Annotated in this window: 15 protein-coding genes; 4 read left to right on the top strand and 11 right to left on the bottom strand. The window is 44.1% G+C overall.

Features of this window, described 5'->3' with window-relative positions:
- Positions 1–239: 239 nt before the first annotated feature.
- From mtaB to NYE35_RS24255, 7 genes are all read right to left on the bottom strand, one after another.
- On the bottom strand, positions 240–1,583 hold the full coding sequence (gene mtaB, locus NYE35_RS24225) for a tRNA (N(6)-L-threonylcarbamoyladenosine(37)-C(2))-methylthiotransferase MtaB (protein WP_038572916.1): 1,344 nt from the start codon (positions 1,581–1,583) through the stop codon (positions 240–242).
- 3 nt (positions 1,584–1,586) lie between these two features.
- A complete protein-coding gene (locus NYE35_RS24230; protein WP_076098522.1) occupies positions 1,587–2,351 on the bottom strand; it encodes an RsmE family RNA methyltransferase in 765 nt (254 codons plus the stop codon).
- A gap of 179 nt (positions 2,352–2,530) precedes the next feature.
- Positions 2,531–3,214 carry a site-2 protease family protein gene (locus NYE35_RS24235; protein WP_036683904.1) on the bottom strand — a complete coding sequence of 228 codons (684 nt, stop codon included), beginning with the start codon at positions 3,212–3,214 and terminating at the stop codon, positions 2,531–2,533.
- 2 nt (positions 3,215–3,216) lie between these two features.
- Positions 3,217–4,269, bottom strand: a complete 1,053-nt coding sequence (gene prmA, locus NYE35_RS24240; RefSeq protein ID WP_341122167.1) for a 50S ribosomal protein L11 methyltransferase — start codon at positions 4,267–4,269, stop codon at positions 3,217–3,219.
- 145 nt (positions 4,270–4,414) lie between these two features.
- Positions 4,415–4,993 (bottom strand): DNA-3-methyladenine glycosylase I, encoded by a 579-nt coding sequence (locus tag NYE35_RS24245; protein ID WP_341122168.1) that lies wholly within the window; start codon positions 4,991–4,993, stop codon positions 4,415–4,417.
- A 104-nt stretch (positions 4,994–5,097) separates the two neighbouring features.
- The gene (locus NYE35_RS24250) at positions 5,098–6,774 is read right to left on the bottom strand and encodes a DUF4179 domain-containing protein (protein WP_341122169.1); all 1,677 of its coding nucleotides are present in this window, start codon (positions 6,772–6,774) and stop codon (positions 5,098–5,100) included.
- Entirely contained in the window at positions 6,734–7,294 is a 561-nt protein-coding gene (locus NYE35_RS24255) for an RNA polymerase sigma factor (protein ID WP_036683913.1), read from the bottom strand. Before NYE35_RS24255 ends, NYE35_RS24250 begins: the two co-directional genes overlap by 41 nt.
- 154 nt (positions 7,295–7,448) lie before the next feature.
- On the opposite strand from NYE35_RS24255, the gene NYE35_RS24260 reads away from it, so the two are divergent.
- The 3 genes from NYE35_RS24260 to NYE35_RS24270 are packed head-to-tail and all read left to right on the top strand — an operon-like array spanning position 7,449 to position 8,028.
- Positions 7,449–7,625 (top strand): hypothetical protein, encoded by a 177-nt coding sequence (locus NYE35_RS24260; RefSeq protein ID WP_155986568.1) that lies wholly within the window; start codon positions 7,449–7,451, stop codon positions 7,623–7,625.
- A gap of 5 nt (positions 7,626–7,630) precedes the next feature.
- Complete coding sequence (locus tag NYE35_RS24265; RefSeq protein WP_305953809.1) at positions 7,631–7,903, top strand: hypothetical protein; 273 nt, start codon at positions 7,631–7,633, stop codon at positions 7,901–7,903.
- Positions 7,900–8,028, top strand: coding sequence for a hypothetical protein (locus NYE35_RS24270; RefSeq protein WP_268748658.1), 129 nt, complete (start codon positions 7,900–7,902; stop codon positions 8,026–8,028). The genes NYE35_RS24265 and NYE35_RS24270 overlap by 4 nt, the downstream gene beginning before the upstream one ends.
- A gap of 87 nt (positions 8,029–8,115) precedes the next feature.
- Here NYE35_RS24270 and NYE35_RS24275 read toward each other — a convergent pair whose 3' ends face one another.
- The 4 genes from NYE35_RS24275 to NYE35_RS24290 form a co-directional block, all read right to left on the bottom strand.
- Positions 8,116–9,027 carry a methyl-accepting chemotaxis protein gene (locus NYE35_RS24275; RefSeq protein ID WP_341122170.1) on the bottom strand — a complete coding sequence of 304 codons (912 nt, stop codon included), beginning with the start codon at positions 9,025–9,027 and terminating at the stop codon, positions 8,116–8,118.
- Between the two features lie 756 nt (positions 9,028–9,783).
- The gene (locus NYE35_RS24280) at positions 9,784–10,155 is read right to left on the bottom strand and encodes a hypothetical protein (RefSeq protein ID WP_076272672.1); all 372 of its coding nucleotides are present in this window, start codon (positions 10,153–10,155) and stop codon (positions 9,784–9,786) included.
- 97 nt (positions 10,156–10,252) lie between these two features.
- Positions 10,253–10,432 carry a YfhD family protein gene (locus NYE35_RS24285; protein WP_036683923.1) on the bottom strand — a complete coding sequence of 60 codons (180 nt, stop codon included), beginning with the start codon at positions 10,430–10,432 and terminating at the stop codon, positions 10,253–10,255.
- Positions 10,433–10,468: 36 nt separating this feature from the next.
- On the bottom strand, positions 10,469–10,828 hold the full coding sequence (locus tag NYE35_RS24290; protein ID WP_036683926.1) for a hypothetical protein: 360 nt from the start codon (positions 10,826–10,828) through the stop codon (positions 10,469–10,471).
- A 285-nt stretch (positions 10,829–11,113) separates the two neighbouring features.
- Between NYE35_RS24290 and NYE35_RS24295 the strand changes: the two genes are divergently transcribed.
- A complete protein-coding gene (locus NYE35_RS24295; protein ID WP_341122171.1) occupies positions 11,114–15,694 on the top strand; it encodes a S8 family serine peptidase in 4,581 nt (1,526 codons plus the stop codon).
- The last annotated feature ends 889 nt before the right edge of the window (positions 15,695–16,583 follow it).

Consider the following 16,583-nt stretch of genomic DNA (forward strand, 5'->3'; position numbering starts at 1 on the left):
AAAAACACCTATTATGAACCACTTTCTGAGGAATAGCTGCACTGGGGTCCGAAACTAAGCATAAAAGGCAAAAAAATTGCAAATAACGCCATCTGGGTCCGAAAGCATCAGGAGATTGTTATGAATTGGTGGTCTAGGCAGCAGCAACTAAAAAACAGAGCAGCCCTTCCCCATTAACGGGAAAATGACTGCTCTGTTTTCTTTTTACTAATATTTATTGCTTAACGGATATTTATTGCTTAACGAACAGCCTGCTGAAGCCCAGTCTGACTAACCCCGATCAACTCGCCGCGGCATTCGTTCACGCCAGCTTCCGTTATCTTCACCTGACAAAGTTCTCCTTGGAGTGAATCTTCACCATCGAAGAACACCTGCAAATAGTTGTCGCTAAACCCATGCTGGATATTGCGGCCCGGAGCCCCTTTTGCGGCTCTTTCCGGAATAACACTTAATGTCTGGCCTACAAATTTACGAGCATAAGCTATTTGCATTTCTTCTGAAAGATCAATCAGTTCCTGCACGCGTACATTTTTGATTTCTTCGTCGATCTGATTCTCCATCCGCGCTGCTGGAGTGCCCGTCCGCTTGGAGTAAGGGAATACATGCATCTCAGAGTAATTAATAGCCTTCATGAAATCGTAGCCGGCACGGAACATTTCATCGGTCTCCCCCGGGAATCCAACGATAACATCCGTAGTAATCCCGACATCTGGCATCGCCTGACGGATCAGCTGCATTTTGGCGTAATATTCTTCTGTCGTATATTTACGGCGCATTGCTTTCAGCACATCATTATGTCCGGCTTGCAGCGGGATATGCAGATGACGGCACATTTTAGAGGAACGGTTCAGCACCTCCAGCAGCTTCTCATCGATCTGGCTGGCTTCGATAGAACTGATACGTACCCGCTCCAGTCCATCCACCTTATCTAGATCCCACAGCAAATCGGCTAGACGGTAATTATCAAGATCATCACCGTAACCACCGGTATGAATACCCGTGAGAACAAATTCTTTATACCCTGCTTCTACTAATTGATGCGCCTGGGTTACGATGCTTTTGGGATCACGGCTGCGGGAAAGTCCACGTGACCATGGAATGATGCAGAATGTGCAGAAGTTGTTGCAGCCATCCTGAATCTTCATAAAAGCACGCGTCCGATCCGCAAAGCCAGGTACATCCATCTCTTCGAATTCACGTGTCTTCATAATATTACGAACAGCGTTGACTGGCTGACGTGAGGCTTCAATGTTCTTCACATGCGTCATGATCTGATCGCGGTCCTGGTTACCAATAACAAGATCGACACCAGGAATATCCAGAATCTCACCAGGAGAGGTCTGTGCATAGCAGCCAGTAACCGCCACGATAGCCTCCGGATTGCGGCGAACGGCACGACGAATCATTTGACGGCTTTTTTTGTCACCTGTATTAGTTACAGTACAAGTATTAATCAGATATACATCGGCGGGTCCCTCGAAATCGACCTGCTCGTAACCTTCATTTTTGAATAGCTGCCAGATGGCTTCGGTGTCATAAAAATTCACTTTACAACCTAAAGTATAAAATGCTACGGATGGCATCTCTTAAGCTCCTCCCATTTCTCCAGATTCATATAAAATACAAGCAGCGGCAACCATGCCCGCTGTCTCACAGCGCAGAATACGCCGTCCTAGTCCTACGGAAACCGCACCAGCTTCTTCTGCCTTTTGGCATTCCTCTGGTGTAAAGCCCCCTTCAGGACCTACCACAATCAATACCTTCCCACCAGCCTGCGGTGAAAGCGAGGATAACCAAGGGGCAACACTGCTGCGAAGCTGCAAGCCTTCTTCTTTTTCATAACAGAAATAAATTGCATCATACTCACTAAAAGTCTGGAGCAGCTGCTTCCAGGATAACGGTGAGCCTACAGCCGGAACGATGTTCCGGTGTGCCTGCTCGGCAGCTTCTTTACAAATTTTACGCCAGCGGTCCAGCCGCTTACTTTCCTTGCGTTCATCGTACTGTACAATCGTGCGCTCCGACAGAAAAGGAATAAAACCAACGGCTCCAATTTCTGTACACTTTTGAATGACAGTTTCCATCTTATCAGCCTTGGGTAAGCTCTGAGCCACTGTGATTTTTATCCGCGGTTCATGCGTCATCTCCAGGGTTTCCAGGATATTCACTGTCACTTCCCCAATTTCGATCTGAGCAATCTCCACTAACGCTTCACGGGAGACGCCATCGCTGACAATAAGCTTGTCCCCAGCCTTACCGCGCATCACTTTGGCAATATGCCTTGCATCTTCCCCGTCAATTCTAACGTTATCTGCACCAAACTGCTCCGGTGTAACAAAATATCGCTGCATCTCTTCATCATCCTGTTCATGAATTCAGTAAGAAGAAACGGTAAAGACGCCTTAATAAAGACGTCACCCGTTTCTTAGAGAAATATAACTATGGATCAGGCGAAATTTAACTATCCTATTTTTCAACAAATTACATAATACAATGTTTAAGCAGGGTTGACCAGACTTCAGTCCCTACCTTAGCTGCCAAACATTCTTAGGAATAGCTGCACAAATGTTCTCGACATTTCACTAGCCCAGTGGCCAAGAGGATCAATGGTATAGGTTCGTAACCCTGGAATAAACAGAATTAATAAAAAGATAAATACAGCCCATTGCTCAAATTGCTGTAATTTGCCCCGAATGGAGCGAGGAGCAATATCCTCCACAATCCGGTAGCCATCCAGCGGAGGCAATGGAATCAGATTGAACAAGAATAAAAAGAAGTTCCATTGAATAAAGGTGCCAAAGAACAGATACACTGCCTCTAAAACGCGATCATTGGAGATCGACTCTAATACACCGGTTGCCGCAAGCACCCCATATATTAAAGCACCAATAATCCCTAGTAACAGGTTACTGATTGGGCCCGCAGCAGACACAATGACTCCCATCAGACGGGGGCGGCTAAAGTTATCGCGGTTTACAGGAACCGGACGCGCCCACCCGAAACCAGCAACCAGCAGCAGTAAAATACCAAAAAAATCGAAGTGTACAGCAGGGTTAAGCGTCATGCGTCCTAATAATCTAGCCGTAGGGTCACCGAACTTATTTGCGAAATAAGCATGACTGAATTCATGTACTGTAAAAGCAATTAAAATCGTAATAAGCAGAAAAGGAAGCTGATCCAAATCTACACGTATTATACTTTGCAATATATCCATTTTTACCTCTTTCCGGCTGTAAATGCCACCCAATCTTCTTCACGGGATACTTCCATAATCTCAAAGCCGGACTCTTGTAGTGCGTTAGCCACAAGCCCTTCTTTATCCTTGTAAATACCAGAGGTAATATACAAGCCTCCTGGCTGAAGTGCACGATACACATCATCCGTAAACAATACGATGATTTCTGCCAAAATATTCGCAACTACAATCTTCACTGGGAGTGTAACGCCAAGACTATCCACTGTTACTTGCTCAGCAGGTGTTCCCTCAAGAGTGTGACCCGGTCTAGCGGATGGCCACATTTCTCCAGCAGCCGTGTCAGCTACACCTTCACCGCCTAGCAAGGAGAGCAGGTCGCTTTCTTTTACCGTAATGAACTTCTCAAGTTTGTTCAGTGCTACATTCTCGCGCGCACTTTCAACAGCTACAGGGTCCAAATCTAACGCCAGCACGGATTTCGCACCAAGCAGCATCGCACCTACAGCCAATATTCCTGAACCCGTACCAACATCGATTACTTCTTCGCCGCCGCTAATATTCTTCTCGAGCGCACGCAGGCACAAAGCTGTTGTAGGGTGAGTCCCTGTACCAAATGCCATACCAGGGTCCAGCTCAATGATTGCCTCATCGGGGCTCTCAGGCGTATATTCCTCCCAAGTTGGTTTAATCGTGAGACGCTCCGATACCCTGAGCGGTTTAAAATATTGCTTCCAAGCATGCGCCCATTCGTCTTCATCTACGGTTTTCCAAGAAATCAGCGATTTGCCCGGATCAATACCGTACTCACGCAATTCTGCTACCCGTGGAGTCAGTTCTTCTATAACAGCATCCATATCCGTGGAATCGGCATAATAACCTTTGATTACCGCTTCCCCTTCTGGGATATCATTCAAGGGTTGGTCGTATAATTCACCGTAACGCGTATTCCGTTCTTTACTGAGTGTTCCGGATTCTTCAATAGAAACCCCACCCGCTCCTGCTTCATATAAAAAATTCGAAATCATTTCTTGTGCTTCTTCTGTTGTATGTATCGTCACTTCATGCCATAACATCTTTATGTGATCCTCCTAAAGTTTTGTGAGCGTTAGCTTCATTGATTGACTTCGTGCAAAACTGGCTTCGTAAGCATAGACTTAGTTTTGTGAGCATTCGCTTCATAGTATAACATTTCTTCTTGGGGTAACGCCAAACTACAGATCAACGCTCTTCCATGCCCGTGCTGCTCCTGCAAAAGCAATCGAGCGAATGATCATCTACCATCCCCGATGCCTGCATAAAAGCATAACATATGGTAGAGCCGACAAACTTCATGCCTCGCTTTTTTAATGCTTTACTCATTGCGTCAGACTGAGCCGTCGAAGCAGGGACATCCGCACGTGTCTTCCAATGGTTAATCGCAGGTGCACCCCCCACAAAACTCCAGAGATAATTTGCAAAGCTGCCTGTTTCCGCACTAATTTGCAAATATACGCTTGCATTACGAATGATAGAATCAATCTTTAAGCGATTTCTAATAATCCCGGGATCGTTCATCAGCTCAGCAATTTTCGGCTCATCATAATGCACAATCTTTTCCGGATCAAATCCATCAAATACCTCTCTGTAATGTGCCCGCTTTTTTAAGACGGTGTACCAGCTTAATCCTGCCTGCATGCCTTCGAGCATAAGTAATTCAAACAGCTTCCGGTCATCATACAGAGGTTTACCCCACTCTTCATCATGGTATGCGATATATAAAGGATCCTCATTAACCCAAGCACAGCGAGTGATTTCCATCCTTTTCTCTCCTTTACGCTAATCCTCGCTGAGTCCACTCAGCATCTACTCACTGTAAACGAAAAAAAGGGAAGAACACAAGGTTCCTCCCTAAAAAAAATTTTCTATGGCCGCAGCTGCACTCTTGTTTCTTTATCCGGATCGTCAGTCGTATAGAAGAATATATAAATAGAAGCTTCTGTACCTTTGAAACCCTTGTAAACATCAATGGCCTTATTGTTTCCATCCCCCGTGAAATTAACGGTCAGAGGTTTACCTAAAATACGCTCTTTCCCCAGTCCGATATGGGTCTGGTTAATTCCACCGAAGCGAGCATCTTCACTTTCAGTCTCTACATAAAGATCGGCACCCTGCATATAGTACGTCCATTTTACCGGATAACCACTAAGCTGCTGGATAAGCGTCTGTTTCTTATCAGATATATTCGTCAACAGAAGTGGTGTTTTTTCGTCCTTGTTAATTTTATAGCTGCCGTGCTGAGTCACCTTGTATTTAGCAACAAAGGTAATTGGCGTCTCTTCTGTGATTTCAAGGTCAACTGGCCGCTCAAAACGAAGCACTGTTAATTCCGGCTCACCTTCTGGAGATCTCCAGAAATTGCCCTCCAGCGTCTTGCCTGCTACTTCAAGAGTAGACTTTTGATACGGGAAATTGTTGCCTTTCTCTTTACTCCTAATGGCGATTCGAATTTGAGTAGGCGTCACTACCATTTTCTCCAGCGTGTAATTAGGTTCGCCCTCTTCTAGCGGCAGATTCAATGAAGTATTTATGGTTCCGCTCTCCATCTGCTTTTTGCTTAATTGAAGATCAAAAGCTAGTGGCCCCTCAACCTTTTTCTCTTGTTTCATGTACTGCAGCTTGTAATTCACTTCTCCGCTGGAAATATCAGCCGCCTTAAAATATTGCTGGGACGTATATTCCCCGTTTTCTCCCGGTGTACCGAAAGCACCTCCTGCCAGCGAATTTATGAGCGTTCCGTTTTTGTAAGCGACTATATTTGGAAAGGCCCATTCTTTTGTTTCTGGCTGATCAAAAATGATCGCTGAAGAGAATAATATTTTTTCTTGTCCTTGGGTAAAAGGTTTCACCTCTATGCTGCGCATGCCTTCCTGTCCAATAGGAAACTTTTGTGTCTCCTGCGATTGGATATCCAGCGGTAAATCTAACTCCTGTGTGCTAAAGGCTTGCAGATTATCTGCAACTAATTGCACATTCACAGTATCCTTTTTCGGTGTCCAATCACTCTCGAAATATCCGTTGTAATGTTGATTTTTCTCATCCCATAACACATAACTGAACTCACTGGGACCATTCGCCCCATCTGCGCCCTTCAAAGTCATTCCTTTAACATTCCAATTTTCATTTTCCAAGCGTTTTCCTACATCCAAAGTGAATAAGATAACCGTCCGATTCTCATCCACAATCGCTGTATGTAGCTTCAGAGTTACTCCATCCTGTGTCACCGACTGGTTCAGTTGTTGTCCGAGATTTTGGGCCAGCGCTGCTTGAACGCCTCCTCTCCCATGGAGCAAATTATCCCAATCATAATGCACTGCCGCATATACGGGTGCCGCTGCAATAAGTACTGAAAATGAAGCAACCACAGCTATTTTACTCCAGTTTCTCCCTCTGTTCCCGCTACCATTGGCCATACGAAGTTGTAGAGGAGTCATCGTACTGTTTTCTTGCTCTAAACGTCCCCACATGCGTTCAAAATCTGGATAAGGCACGCCTCTATCTTCATTTAAACGATGCTCCAGCATATTTTCTAACTTTTTCAAAAGCTTCGCCCTCCTTTAGTTCAATTTGAACCCCAGCCTCCTGCAGGATTCTCCTCATTACCGTTAGTCCTTTATGCAGCCTAGATTTGGTCGTTCCAAGTGGAATGGACAGCAGATCCGAAATTTCAGCCAGACTGAAATCATGCATATACCTAAGTGTGAGCACCATCCTAAGTTTGATAGGGACCTGGCTCATATATTGCGCCCACTCGACCTCCGTCTCACGCTGCTCAATCTGCTGCTCCACAGCTGTTTCTGCCGTTTTATTAAAGAAATGAAGGTTGTCCGTTATCTTCTGTTGCAAGGTTCGTTTTCGTTTCAAATGATTGAGGCAATGGTTGACCGTTATTTTCATAATCCAAGCCTTGATATGCTCCACGTGCTCACGATTGCTGCGAAATACTGTAATAAAGACATCCTGAGTCAAATCCTCTGCATCCGCCGCGTCATGCACCATATAGTAGCAAGTCCGGTATACATCTTTATTGTAGGTTTCAAATAACTCCCGGTTACTCTCCAAATCTTGCGCCCTCCTTTCTTGACTGAGATATCTATATGACAACCAATCCTTGGAAAAGGTTCGTTTTTCTGAGCATAAACTATCGCTACTCTTAAAGACATAGGGAAAATCAAACGGGCTTAATAATCTGAATGAAGCAAATGGAGGAAGGACAATGACTCTTTTAACTACGGGTCCGATAGAAAACAATGTTAACTCAGAAAACAACACAAGACTTACACAACAGGTCACGGTCAAAATTGCTAATGGTAGCGGTCAGATTGCTTCCACAGTTCTGATCGAAGGCTACTACATGAATGAGAAAGAATTCAATATGTATGCGATCTGCTAGATGTGATGCCAAATCAAGTAATAACTAAAAATTATTTTGCGGATTTTGATACTTTCGAATTTTTTTTCACAACTGCTAGTTTGCCAGATCATCCAATTCAACTCTCATTTTGGGGTAAAGACAGTGCAGAAAGATTAGTAGCCCCGCATCGATTAGTTACAGCAGAATTACTTGGGTATGATGGGGCAACTGGCGCGACAGGCGCTACTGGGGTGATGGGGCTAAAGGTGGGACTGGCTCTGATGGGGCGATTGGGGACACGGGATTTACTGGAGTGACGGGAGCTACGGGCGCGACTGGAGTCACTGGCACGACTGGTGCTTCTGGTAACACCGGAGTTAACGGAGTCATCATAAATCATAGATATATGATTCCTACCTTGATTGTTAACAAAATCGGATAATACCAACAATTAAAAGGGTCTATCTCTCGCAAGTAGGAGACCGACCCTTTTTTGCTGATATTCAATCTATCAACATACATACTGCTGCTAGAGAATATCCATAACTTCACGCGCTTGTGTGTCGAGATTTTGTGCAGATGAAGCAATCTTCGAAAAATCCTCCAACGCCACCAGAACCTGCTGCTGACTATCTTCTATATTTTCTTGCACTTGATTTGTACCTATAGAGATCTTTCCAATTTCCAGCGTGATCGCATCCACACTATCCCGTACCTTTATGATCGAATCTTGTACCATGGAAGATAACTTTCTTACTTCTTTTGCCACCACCTCAAAACCTCGGCCATACTCCCCGGCATGCGCTGCCTCAATAGCAGCATTTAGGGCTAATAATTGCGTTTGCGAAGCAATATCACGAATCGTTTGCACGATGCTATGAATCGATACAGCTTGCTTTTCAAGATTAGCTAGAGTATGTGTATTTTCTATCGATACTTCGGCGATTTTGTTGATGCTTCGTAATAATTCTTGACTGCGCTCAATACCTAAATCTGCTCTTTGATTCAAGCTATCTGCCATCTCTTGCATCCGTAGTACAACATTACTCATGTTGCTTTGTCTTTGGGTGATATTAGTTGCTATTTTAGATACTCCGATGACTTGTTCATTGCTTTCATCAAACACTGGCATGTAGGTGGCTTCAAGCCAAACCGCATTTCCTTTCGAATCCATTCGTTCGATCTTATCCTGAAAACTCTTCCCTGTAAAAAGATCCTGCCAAAACCGTTCGTAACCTGGGCTATCTGCGAAATGTGGAAAACAGAACTCTTTATGATGCATTCCGTACATTTCATCTTTTTTATATCCCATGGAATTTGCAAAAACCTCATTCACATAAGCAACTCGGCGATCAAGGTCAAACCGGATAATGGCTAAATTTCTTTCTAAAGATCTAACAACAAGCTCATCAGTAACTCCTTGAGAGTGTACCAGCCCCATTCTAATTCCCCCTGAAAAAATTCATTACTTGATTGGTCGTAGTTAGTATATTCGAACAATTATACATCCTTAATTTGTAGTGTGATATTAGCTATTTTACTTAAAATATTTATAACATCTGCAGACGTTAATATAATTGAAAATAATGATAATTAGGGAAAACTTCCCTAATGATGTGCAAGATTCGAAGGTTGATCTATCTTTTAGGGAAATACTCCCCAAAAACTCATGAAATCAGGCTTTTTCTATCTTTTCGAGCGTTTTTCAGGGAGGTTTTCCCTAATTAATCATTTTCCAACCTCAATCATGCCGAAAATTATATCCAATTCCAACAGAAATGCATCTACAGCTACGTCGACTATGAGACGCCCAAATTCTTCTTAGCGGTAGCCTTACTTATAAGCTAAAAGCTTGCCCTAATTTAGTTCATTTTTCTGATCTCATAACAAAAAAACCCAGCTGCAAATATCAGCTAGGGTTCAACTCTCAATTTCATTTTCAAATTCTATCATTCTCAATCCCGTTACTAATTTCAATTTTCAGATTCCAACCACAAATCAACTTTATTTTACCACTATTTCAGTCGTTCCCTCGTTACGAGCACGCAGCAAAATATGGCAGTTCATCCGAATCAAATGCACTCCAGCCAGGCTGCGGTGCAGTAAGCTACGTCTACCTTCGCTTCATGCAGCAGTTGTCTGCGACCTGTGCGAATATATTCCTTCTCCCATTGTACGTACAGTCAAAAGTATCTTATTAATTGGATTTATAATCTTTTATTTTAATCCCCAAAACCATATCCTTCTGATATGCGTCAGCTTGCTTCAAACCAATAATCCTTGGGTCTGAAGGGTAGTGACGTTCAAGATATAACAAAAATGCGTGATGAAACCTAATTTCAGCATCCAATTTATTCAGTTCGTTCGGATGATTCTCTAGTTCGGTTAATTCTGCTTCCCATCGATACAAATCGCTCGCCTCAGAGCGCTCCATACGAACCTTCTCTGTCAGCTCCCGCAACTCACAATAGGCCCGTTTTACTTTTGGAGAGTACAACTGCTTCTGGTTCAAATAGGTTAATAGTGCGATCAATAAGGCTAATCCTGTCCACAAAATAACGTTATCCATCTTCTCCCCCCACACTTAAGCTCTTCGCCCTAATTATACATGCCCAAACACAAAAATACCCCACAAAGTGAGGTATCCGCCTTAGCTTTTTTAGCTGCTATTCTTTCTTCATAATCTCATTCAGCTGACGTTTGTCCGCTTCTTGTGCGCGATCCTGAGCTTCAATATCATCAAGATCGGCTTCCGCCGCCGAGAATTCTACATCCTCTGCTTTAGCTTCGTATAACATTTTCAATTTCTCCGTCTTGGAGAAGATTTGTGAGTTTTCTCTATCCATTGTTCGTCTCCTTTCTTCTTATTAATGAAGTGCCGATCAGACCATCCCGCCTGCTTCTTCAATTAAGCGCAGAGCCTGATCGTAGGACTCCGTATGCACAATAACCGTAAGCAAAATATCTCTCCCCGTTGGACCTCCGTTACCACCATGACTCATTCCGCTAGAGCTGGTGTCCGCAGCTGCAAGTATGCCTGTGTGTGCGTGCTCAGCAGTCATGGAGTCCATTCTGGCCACATTGCCTGTCACCGGATTTACCCCTGAGCTAAAGCTGGTACCTCCATATCTACTGAAGCGATCAATGGAAACTTCAATGGCCCGAAGTGCACGAAGCTTGCGCGCGACGCCTTCGGCTTCCTCTGGACTTTTAAAATATGCCAAAATATATCTTTCCGACATCTTATCCCCGCTCTCGCTTGAAATTCAGATATCTGTTGCATTCATTTATATTGTCTTAATTTCACTTGTTTTATGCTCTGATTTTCTTATATTCCACTTATCTACTGGGAATTCGACATTTTCCTCAACGCTTCGCTGCAATATGGTACTAAAGTTGTATATTCGATTTGAAGTTATAGCTGTAGAATAAATTTAATTTTCATAATTTTTTACATTTTATATGGAGGAGGAGAACCACAGACACACAATGCAATACAAAAAATTCATTTGGGAGGATGAACTTATTTGAAACGTACCTTTAAACACTCTATTCAAAGATTTGGTATTGGAGCGGCAAGCTTCGGACTGGCTGTGTCTGTTCTTTTTCCATCAGCTGCATTTGCGAACTCATCCCTTGAATCTTCAACCCTGGTTACGGATGTACAGTCTCAAAGTGTGACCCCTCATAACTATGCTGGAGTACTCAAAGGTTCAGCACCAGTTTCAGTGATTGTGGAATTGACAAATAAACCAGTCAGTGTGTATGTAAATGAGGCAAAAACTTATTCTTTACGATCCTCAGTCTCCTCACAACGCAGTAAAATTATCTCAGAGCATAAAAGCTTTATTTCCTCAACACAGAAAATCGATGCCGATATCGGTTTTGAATACAGTGAGATTTTTAACGGGTATTCCATTACACTGCCAGCCAATCAAGTAAACAAGCTGTTAGAGCTTCCAGGCGTTGCGGCTATCTATCCAAATGAAGAAGTACATGCACTAGCAGACAGTGTTGAAGTGGCGACATTACCTGTTACACGTTCCTATTCAGACAGCGGTAAGCTAATAGGCGCGGACAAACTACATGATTTAGGTTACACAGGCAAAGATGTACAGGTAGCTGTTGTCGATACTGGTATTGATAAGAATCACCCTTTGCTAAAAGATAATTATAAAGGCGGCTATGATGTATATGATCAGGATGACGATCCGGCTGAAACAGCCCCTGATGCTAACTTCCCTCCAAGAGCAGGTACTCCTTACGAAACCTCGCATGGTACACACGTTGCCGGGACAATTTTAGATGTGGCACCTGAGGTAGAATTGTATGCGTATCGCGTACTTGGTCCCTATGGATCTGGTTCCACAGCAGATGTAATTGCGGGTATTGAGAAAGCGGTCGATGACGGAGCAGATGTTATTAACCTTTCTCTAGGCTCTAGTGTCAACCAAAGCTATTCCGCGAGTTCAATCGCGATAGACAATACCGTAAAATCGGGCGTGAATGTTATTGTTGCCGCCGGTAACGCTGGACCGGATGCAGGAACACTGGGCGAACCCGCTGGTGCCCAACTCGCGCTTAGTGTTGGAGCTTCTACTACTCCGATAAATACCCCTTTCTTTGATATTGGCGATGTTAAAAAGATTCCCGGGACATTAGCCAGTTACTCCCCAGATTTAATAGATAATATTGCTGGCAGTAAGATCGTTTTCGCTGGTCTTGGGAGTCCTTCCGATTACAAAAATCTGGATGTCAAAGATAAGGTAGTGCTTGTCGATCGGGGCTCGCTGAGCTTCTCAGACAAATCTCTTAATGCCAAAGCTGCTGGTGCGAAGCTTTTGCTGATTGCCAATAATGAGCCTGGTGAAATCAGCCCCACCCTTGGTGCGCCTGGGGATTACATTCCTACCTACGGAATCAGTCAAGCCGATGGCAAAAAAATAAAAACTCAGATGGCTGCGGCTAAAGATATAATCAGTTACTATATAGCGCTTGAAGTAAATCAGTTAGCAAACTTCAGTTCTATGGGTCCGGGGATGCCCGATTATCTAATAAAACCTGATGTTGTAGCGCCCGGAGTCAATATCAACTCGACGATCCCTAGCTGGGATGGGAACTATGACCAAGCTTTCGGCTTAAAAAATGGCACTAGCATGGCAACTCCACATGTTGTAGGAGCTGTGGCTTTGTTACTGAGTAAAAACTCTGATCTGAAGCCAAATGAAATTAAAGCCCTGCTGATGAACAATGCTGATCCTATTTTTAATCGTGATGGGAATTCTTACTCCTTGTACCAACAAGGTGCGGGTTTAATTAATCTGGAGAAGTCGATAAACGCTAAATCCATTGCTAAAGTCGGTGAGATCCTTAACAGCGGTCTTCCGGGTACTGTTGAAATCCCTTATTACACAGGTTCCTTATCCTTCGGCTTACAGCCAAAGGGTGTTACCGTAACGAAAGCTGTCTATGTAGAGGACTTTAAAGGGAATGGAGAAACATACACCCTTTCCACCAAATGGCTGACAGAAGCTCCTAATGATATTAGTATTGATTTTGCACCAAACAGTGTTATCTCAGGGGTAAATCAATATGCACAATTTACACTCAATGTATCTAAAATAGCAAAAGAGGGCGCATATGAAGGCATCCTGTTACTTACCTCTGATACAGAAACCCTTCGTCTGCCATTTAACGTTGTTGTAGGTGACCAATTTAATGTAGCACCTATTAATCAGCTTTCTTTTGAAAGTCCACAAATTTCACCTAATGGTGATGGTCGCTCAGACGACACCACCTTTACCTTTTCTGTTAATGAAGAGCTGGAAAGCATAAGTTTCGTTGCCTCTTCAAAAGATGCTCCTGCAACAGTTTTAGGTGAAGTTTATGCGATCGATGAGAAGATCTATCGTGGTGTATACGAAGTTCCAAATTGGGATGGAACATTAACAGACCTGGAGACCTCCGCCAAGTCTACTTTAGCAGATGGTCACTACTACATCATTCCCGTGCTTCCCAATGGGCAACTGCTCGAGAAACAAAAGGCCGAGTTCACAATTGATACCGAGAAGCCGCTAGTTTCCGGCATCACCATTGAGGAGTATGAACGCGAAGCGCCAACCGATCCTGGCGTGGCACAAATTAGTGGTTTTATTGATGATGACCTAATGGCCTATTATATTTCTAATACAAACCCTATTGGAAACTGGTTTACCGTATATGCCGAAGGCAAACATTATGATGGGAATGCTTATAAATTTGGCGGTGTGATTGCAAATAACGGTGCCTTTACCATTGATGTTCCTGTTAACGAGGGGCTAAATGAGTACAAAGTCCATGTGGTCGATAAAGTGGGGAATGGTGCAGACGACGATGATTACGTTCAGCGGCTGCTTTATAGCACAGGGGATGGTACTTTCACAGTAACTCCGGCTCTTTCTGCATCCACCATTGAAGTAGGACAATCTGTGACCGTTGATTTAGATTATTCCGTGACAGACGAGGTTTATGGCGTCTATGGGGCTTCATTCGGTGTCATATACGATAATTCCCTTGAAACACCGGTAATCCAGCCAAGCGTACAGCTGGTTACGTATCAAGAGGAGCATTTCTCTAGTGTTCCACTTACAGAATATTCACAAACGTATGACCTTGGAGACGGCCACAAACTGACACAATATAGTGTCAATCTGTCAGGAGGTGCTTATCACGGCTCTGGCTCACTAGCCCAAATAACCTTCGAACCAGCAACAGCAGGAGATTATTCCTTTGAGCTATATGATGTCCAGATTTGGAATGATGCCACAACATCAACTATCCCATCTGGTTTGAGAACAGTAAGTGTAACTGTAAGCACACCTGAAAAACCTACACCAACGCCGACACCAACGCCGACACCAACGCCAACGCCAACACCAACGCCATCAGCAACACCGACACCATCAGCAACGCCAGATCCAACAGAAACGCCAACACCGACACCATCACCTACGTCTTCTCCATCTTCTGAGACCTATGTATCTACAGCAACCAGCACTCCCACTCCTGGACCTTCTTTGAAATCCGGGAAGCTAGTAGAGACAGCTGATCCAGCTGGTGGTAAACCTTCAACGGTGTTTAACATCTTAGATGCTGCATTAACAAATTCGATCCAGAATGCAAAAGATAAGACTTCTGTACTTGATCTTAGCGATGTGAATTTCAATAAGTATAGCCAAGTCGTTATTACTCTTACCCCGGCGCAAGCCGAACAGTTGAAGAAATCGGAGAATGCACTCAGCCTTAACAGTAGTGGGTTCAATGTTCTTATTCCAGCGGCAACCCTTCCGGATTTCATTAGCAGCAGTGGTCTGTTGCTTACGATAAGTCTGGCTGATGCTAGCGATACAGCAGTCTTATCAGGAAGCTCAGCTGCGATCAATATTGGTTCTTCCATTCTGACCATTAAAAATGGTTGGACAACCGGAAAGCCGATTACCCTTCAGCTTAATCTAAAAGACAGCAGTCTACGTGATGCTCGAAAAACTGCCGCCTATGCAGAAACAAAGGATCATAAATGGTCCTATCTGCAACCTGGATCTTTCTCTAAAGAAGGTATTCTACAGTTTACTGTTACTAGCGACGGCTCTTATAGCGTTGCATTCCGTAATGTAAGCTTCAAGGATATCGGCACTCACTGGGCTAAAGGCGATATCGAAGTTCTTGCTGCTCATGGTATCATTGCCGGCAAAGGAACCGATGGCAGCTTCAAGCCTACTGACACCTTAAATCAAGCGGAGCTACTAACGCTCTTCGACCGTCTACTTGGAAAAGGTGACACTTGGAATACTCGTATCAAACAAAGTGGTTCACGTGATTTGCTGACTCGCGAAGAAGCAGCTCTTATCATTGCTGAAGCTCTAGGTGCTGATCTTACGGTAGCTAAGACTCCTTTGAGCTTTAAGGATGCCGACAACATCGCTGCAGAAGCACGTAACGCCGTAGCCTATGCGGTAAACAAAGGTTATCTCAAGGGCGTTGGCGCGGACAACTTCAATCCACAAGGTACTCTGACTCGGGCACAGGCAGCAACGATTCTGAGCCGCGTGTTCGAGGACCTACGTTCTTAAACAGTATCTAGTTGAACTCTCAAAGAAAGCCCCAGCAGCCAGATGGCTGCTGGGGCTTTCTCGCTTTAGGTCACATCTGCGGCGCATACGAGGCAACTATCGGACACAGTTGCACTTAAATGCTGGATTATGCGACATTTGCCATGCTAACGGATCCCATAGTCGCTATTAGCACGAAAAACACCAAATATAAGCGCTTTTCTGGGCAATAGCTGCACTGGAGTCCGAAACTTCGCTCAAAAGGAGAAAAATGTGCAAATAGCGTCAACTGGGTCCGTATGCCTCCAGCGTCTTCTGGGTCCTATCCACTCAGATGAATATACTCAACGCTATCGGACACAGTTGCACTTAAACGCTAAATTATGCGACATTTGCCATGCCAACGGACCCCATAGTCGCTATTAGCAGGAAAAACATCAAATATAAGCGCTTTTCTGGGCAATAACTGCACTGGAGTCCGAAACTTCGCTCAAAAGGCGATAAATGTGCAAATAGCGTCTTCTGGGTCCTATCCACTCAGATGATTATTCTCAGCGCTATCGGACACAGTTGCACTTAAATGCTGGATTATGCGACATTTGCCATGCCAACGGACCCCATAGTCGCTATTAGCAGGAAAAACATCAAATATGAGCGCTTTTCTGGGCAATAGCTGCACTGGAGTCCGAAACTTCGCTCAAAAGGAGAAAAATGTGCAAATAGCGTCTGCTGAGTCCGCAAGCCTCCAGCGTCTTCTGGGTCCTATCCACTCAGATGATTACACTCAACGCTATCGGACTCAGTTGCACTTAAACGCTGAATTATGCGATATTTGCCATGCCAACGGACCCCATAGTCGCTATTAGCACGAAAAACACCAAATATGAGCACTTTTCTAGGCAACAGCTGC

This window comes from Paenibacillus sp. FSL L8-0494 (assembly GCF_038003695.1).
Lineage (GTDB): Bacteria > Bacillota > Bacilli > Paenibacillales > Paenibacillaceae > Paenibacillus_AQ > Paenibacillus_AQ odorifer.

Coding starts and splice junctions, on each gene's coding strand:
- mtaB (WP_038572916.1), bottom strand. CDS start 1,583: ATGCCATCCGTAGCATTTTATACTTTAGGTTGTAAAGTGAATTTTTAT.
- NYE35_RS24230 (WP_076098522.1), bottom strand. CDS start 2,351: ATGCAGCGATATTTTGTTACACCGGAGCAGTTTGGTGCAGATAACGTT.
- NYE35_RS24235 (WP_036683904.1), bottom strand. CDS start 3,214: ATGGATATATTGCAAAGTATAATACGTGTAGATTTGGATCAGCTTCCT.
- prmA (WP_341122167.1), bottom strand. CDS start 4,269: ATGTTATGGCATGAAGTGACGATACATACAACAGAAGAAGCACAAGAA.
- NYE35_RS24245 (WP_341122168.1), bottom strand. CDS start 4,993: ATGGAAATCACTCGCTGTGCTTGGGTTAATGAGGATCCTTTATATATC.
- NYE35_RS24260 (WP_155986568.1), top strand. CDS start 7,449: ATGACTCTTTTAACTACGGGTCCGATAGAAAACAATGTTAACTCAGAA.
- NYE35_RS24265 (WP_305953809.1), top strand. CDS start 7,631: ATGCCAAATCAAGTAATAACTAAAAATTATTTTGCGGATTTTGATACT.
- NYE35_RS24275 (WP_341122170.1), bottom strand. CDS start 9,027: ATGGGGCTGGTACACTCTCAAGGAGTTACTGATGAGCTTGTTGTTAGA.
- NYE35_RS24280 (WP_076272672.1), bottom strand. CDS start 10,155: ATGGATAACGTTATTTTGTGGACAGGATTAGCCTTATTGATCGCACTA.
- NYE35_RS24285 (WP_036683923.1), bottom strand. CDS start 10,432: ATGGATAGAGAAAACTCACAAATCTTCTCCAAGACGGAGAAATTGAAA.
- NYE35_RS24290 (WP_036683926.1), bottom strand. CDS start 10,828: ATGTCGGAAAGATATATTTTGGCATATTTTAAAAGTCCAGAGGAAGCC.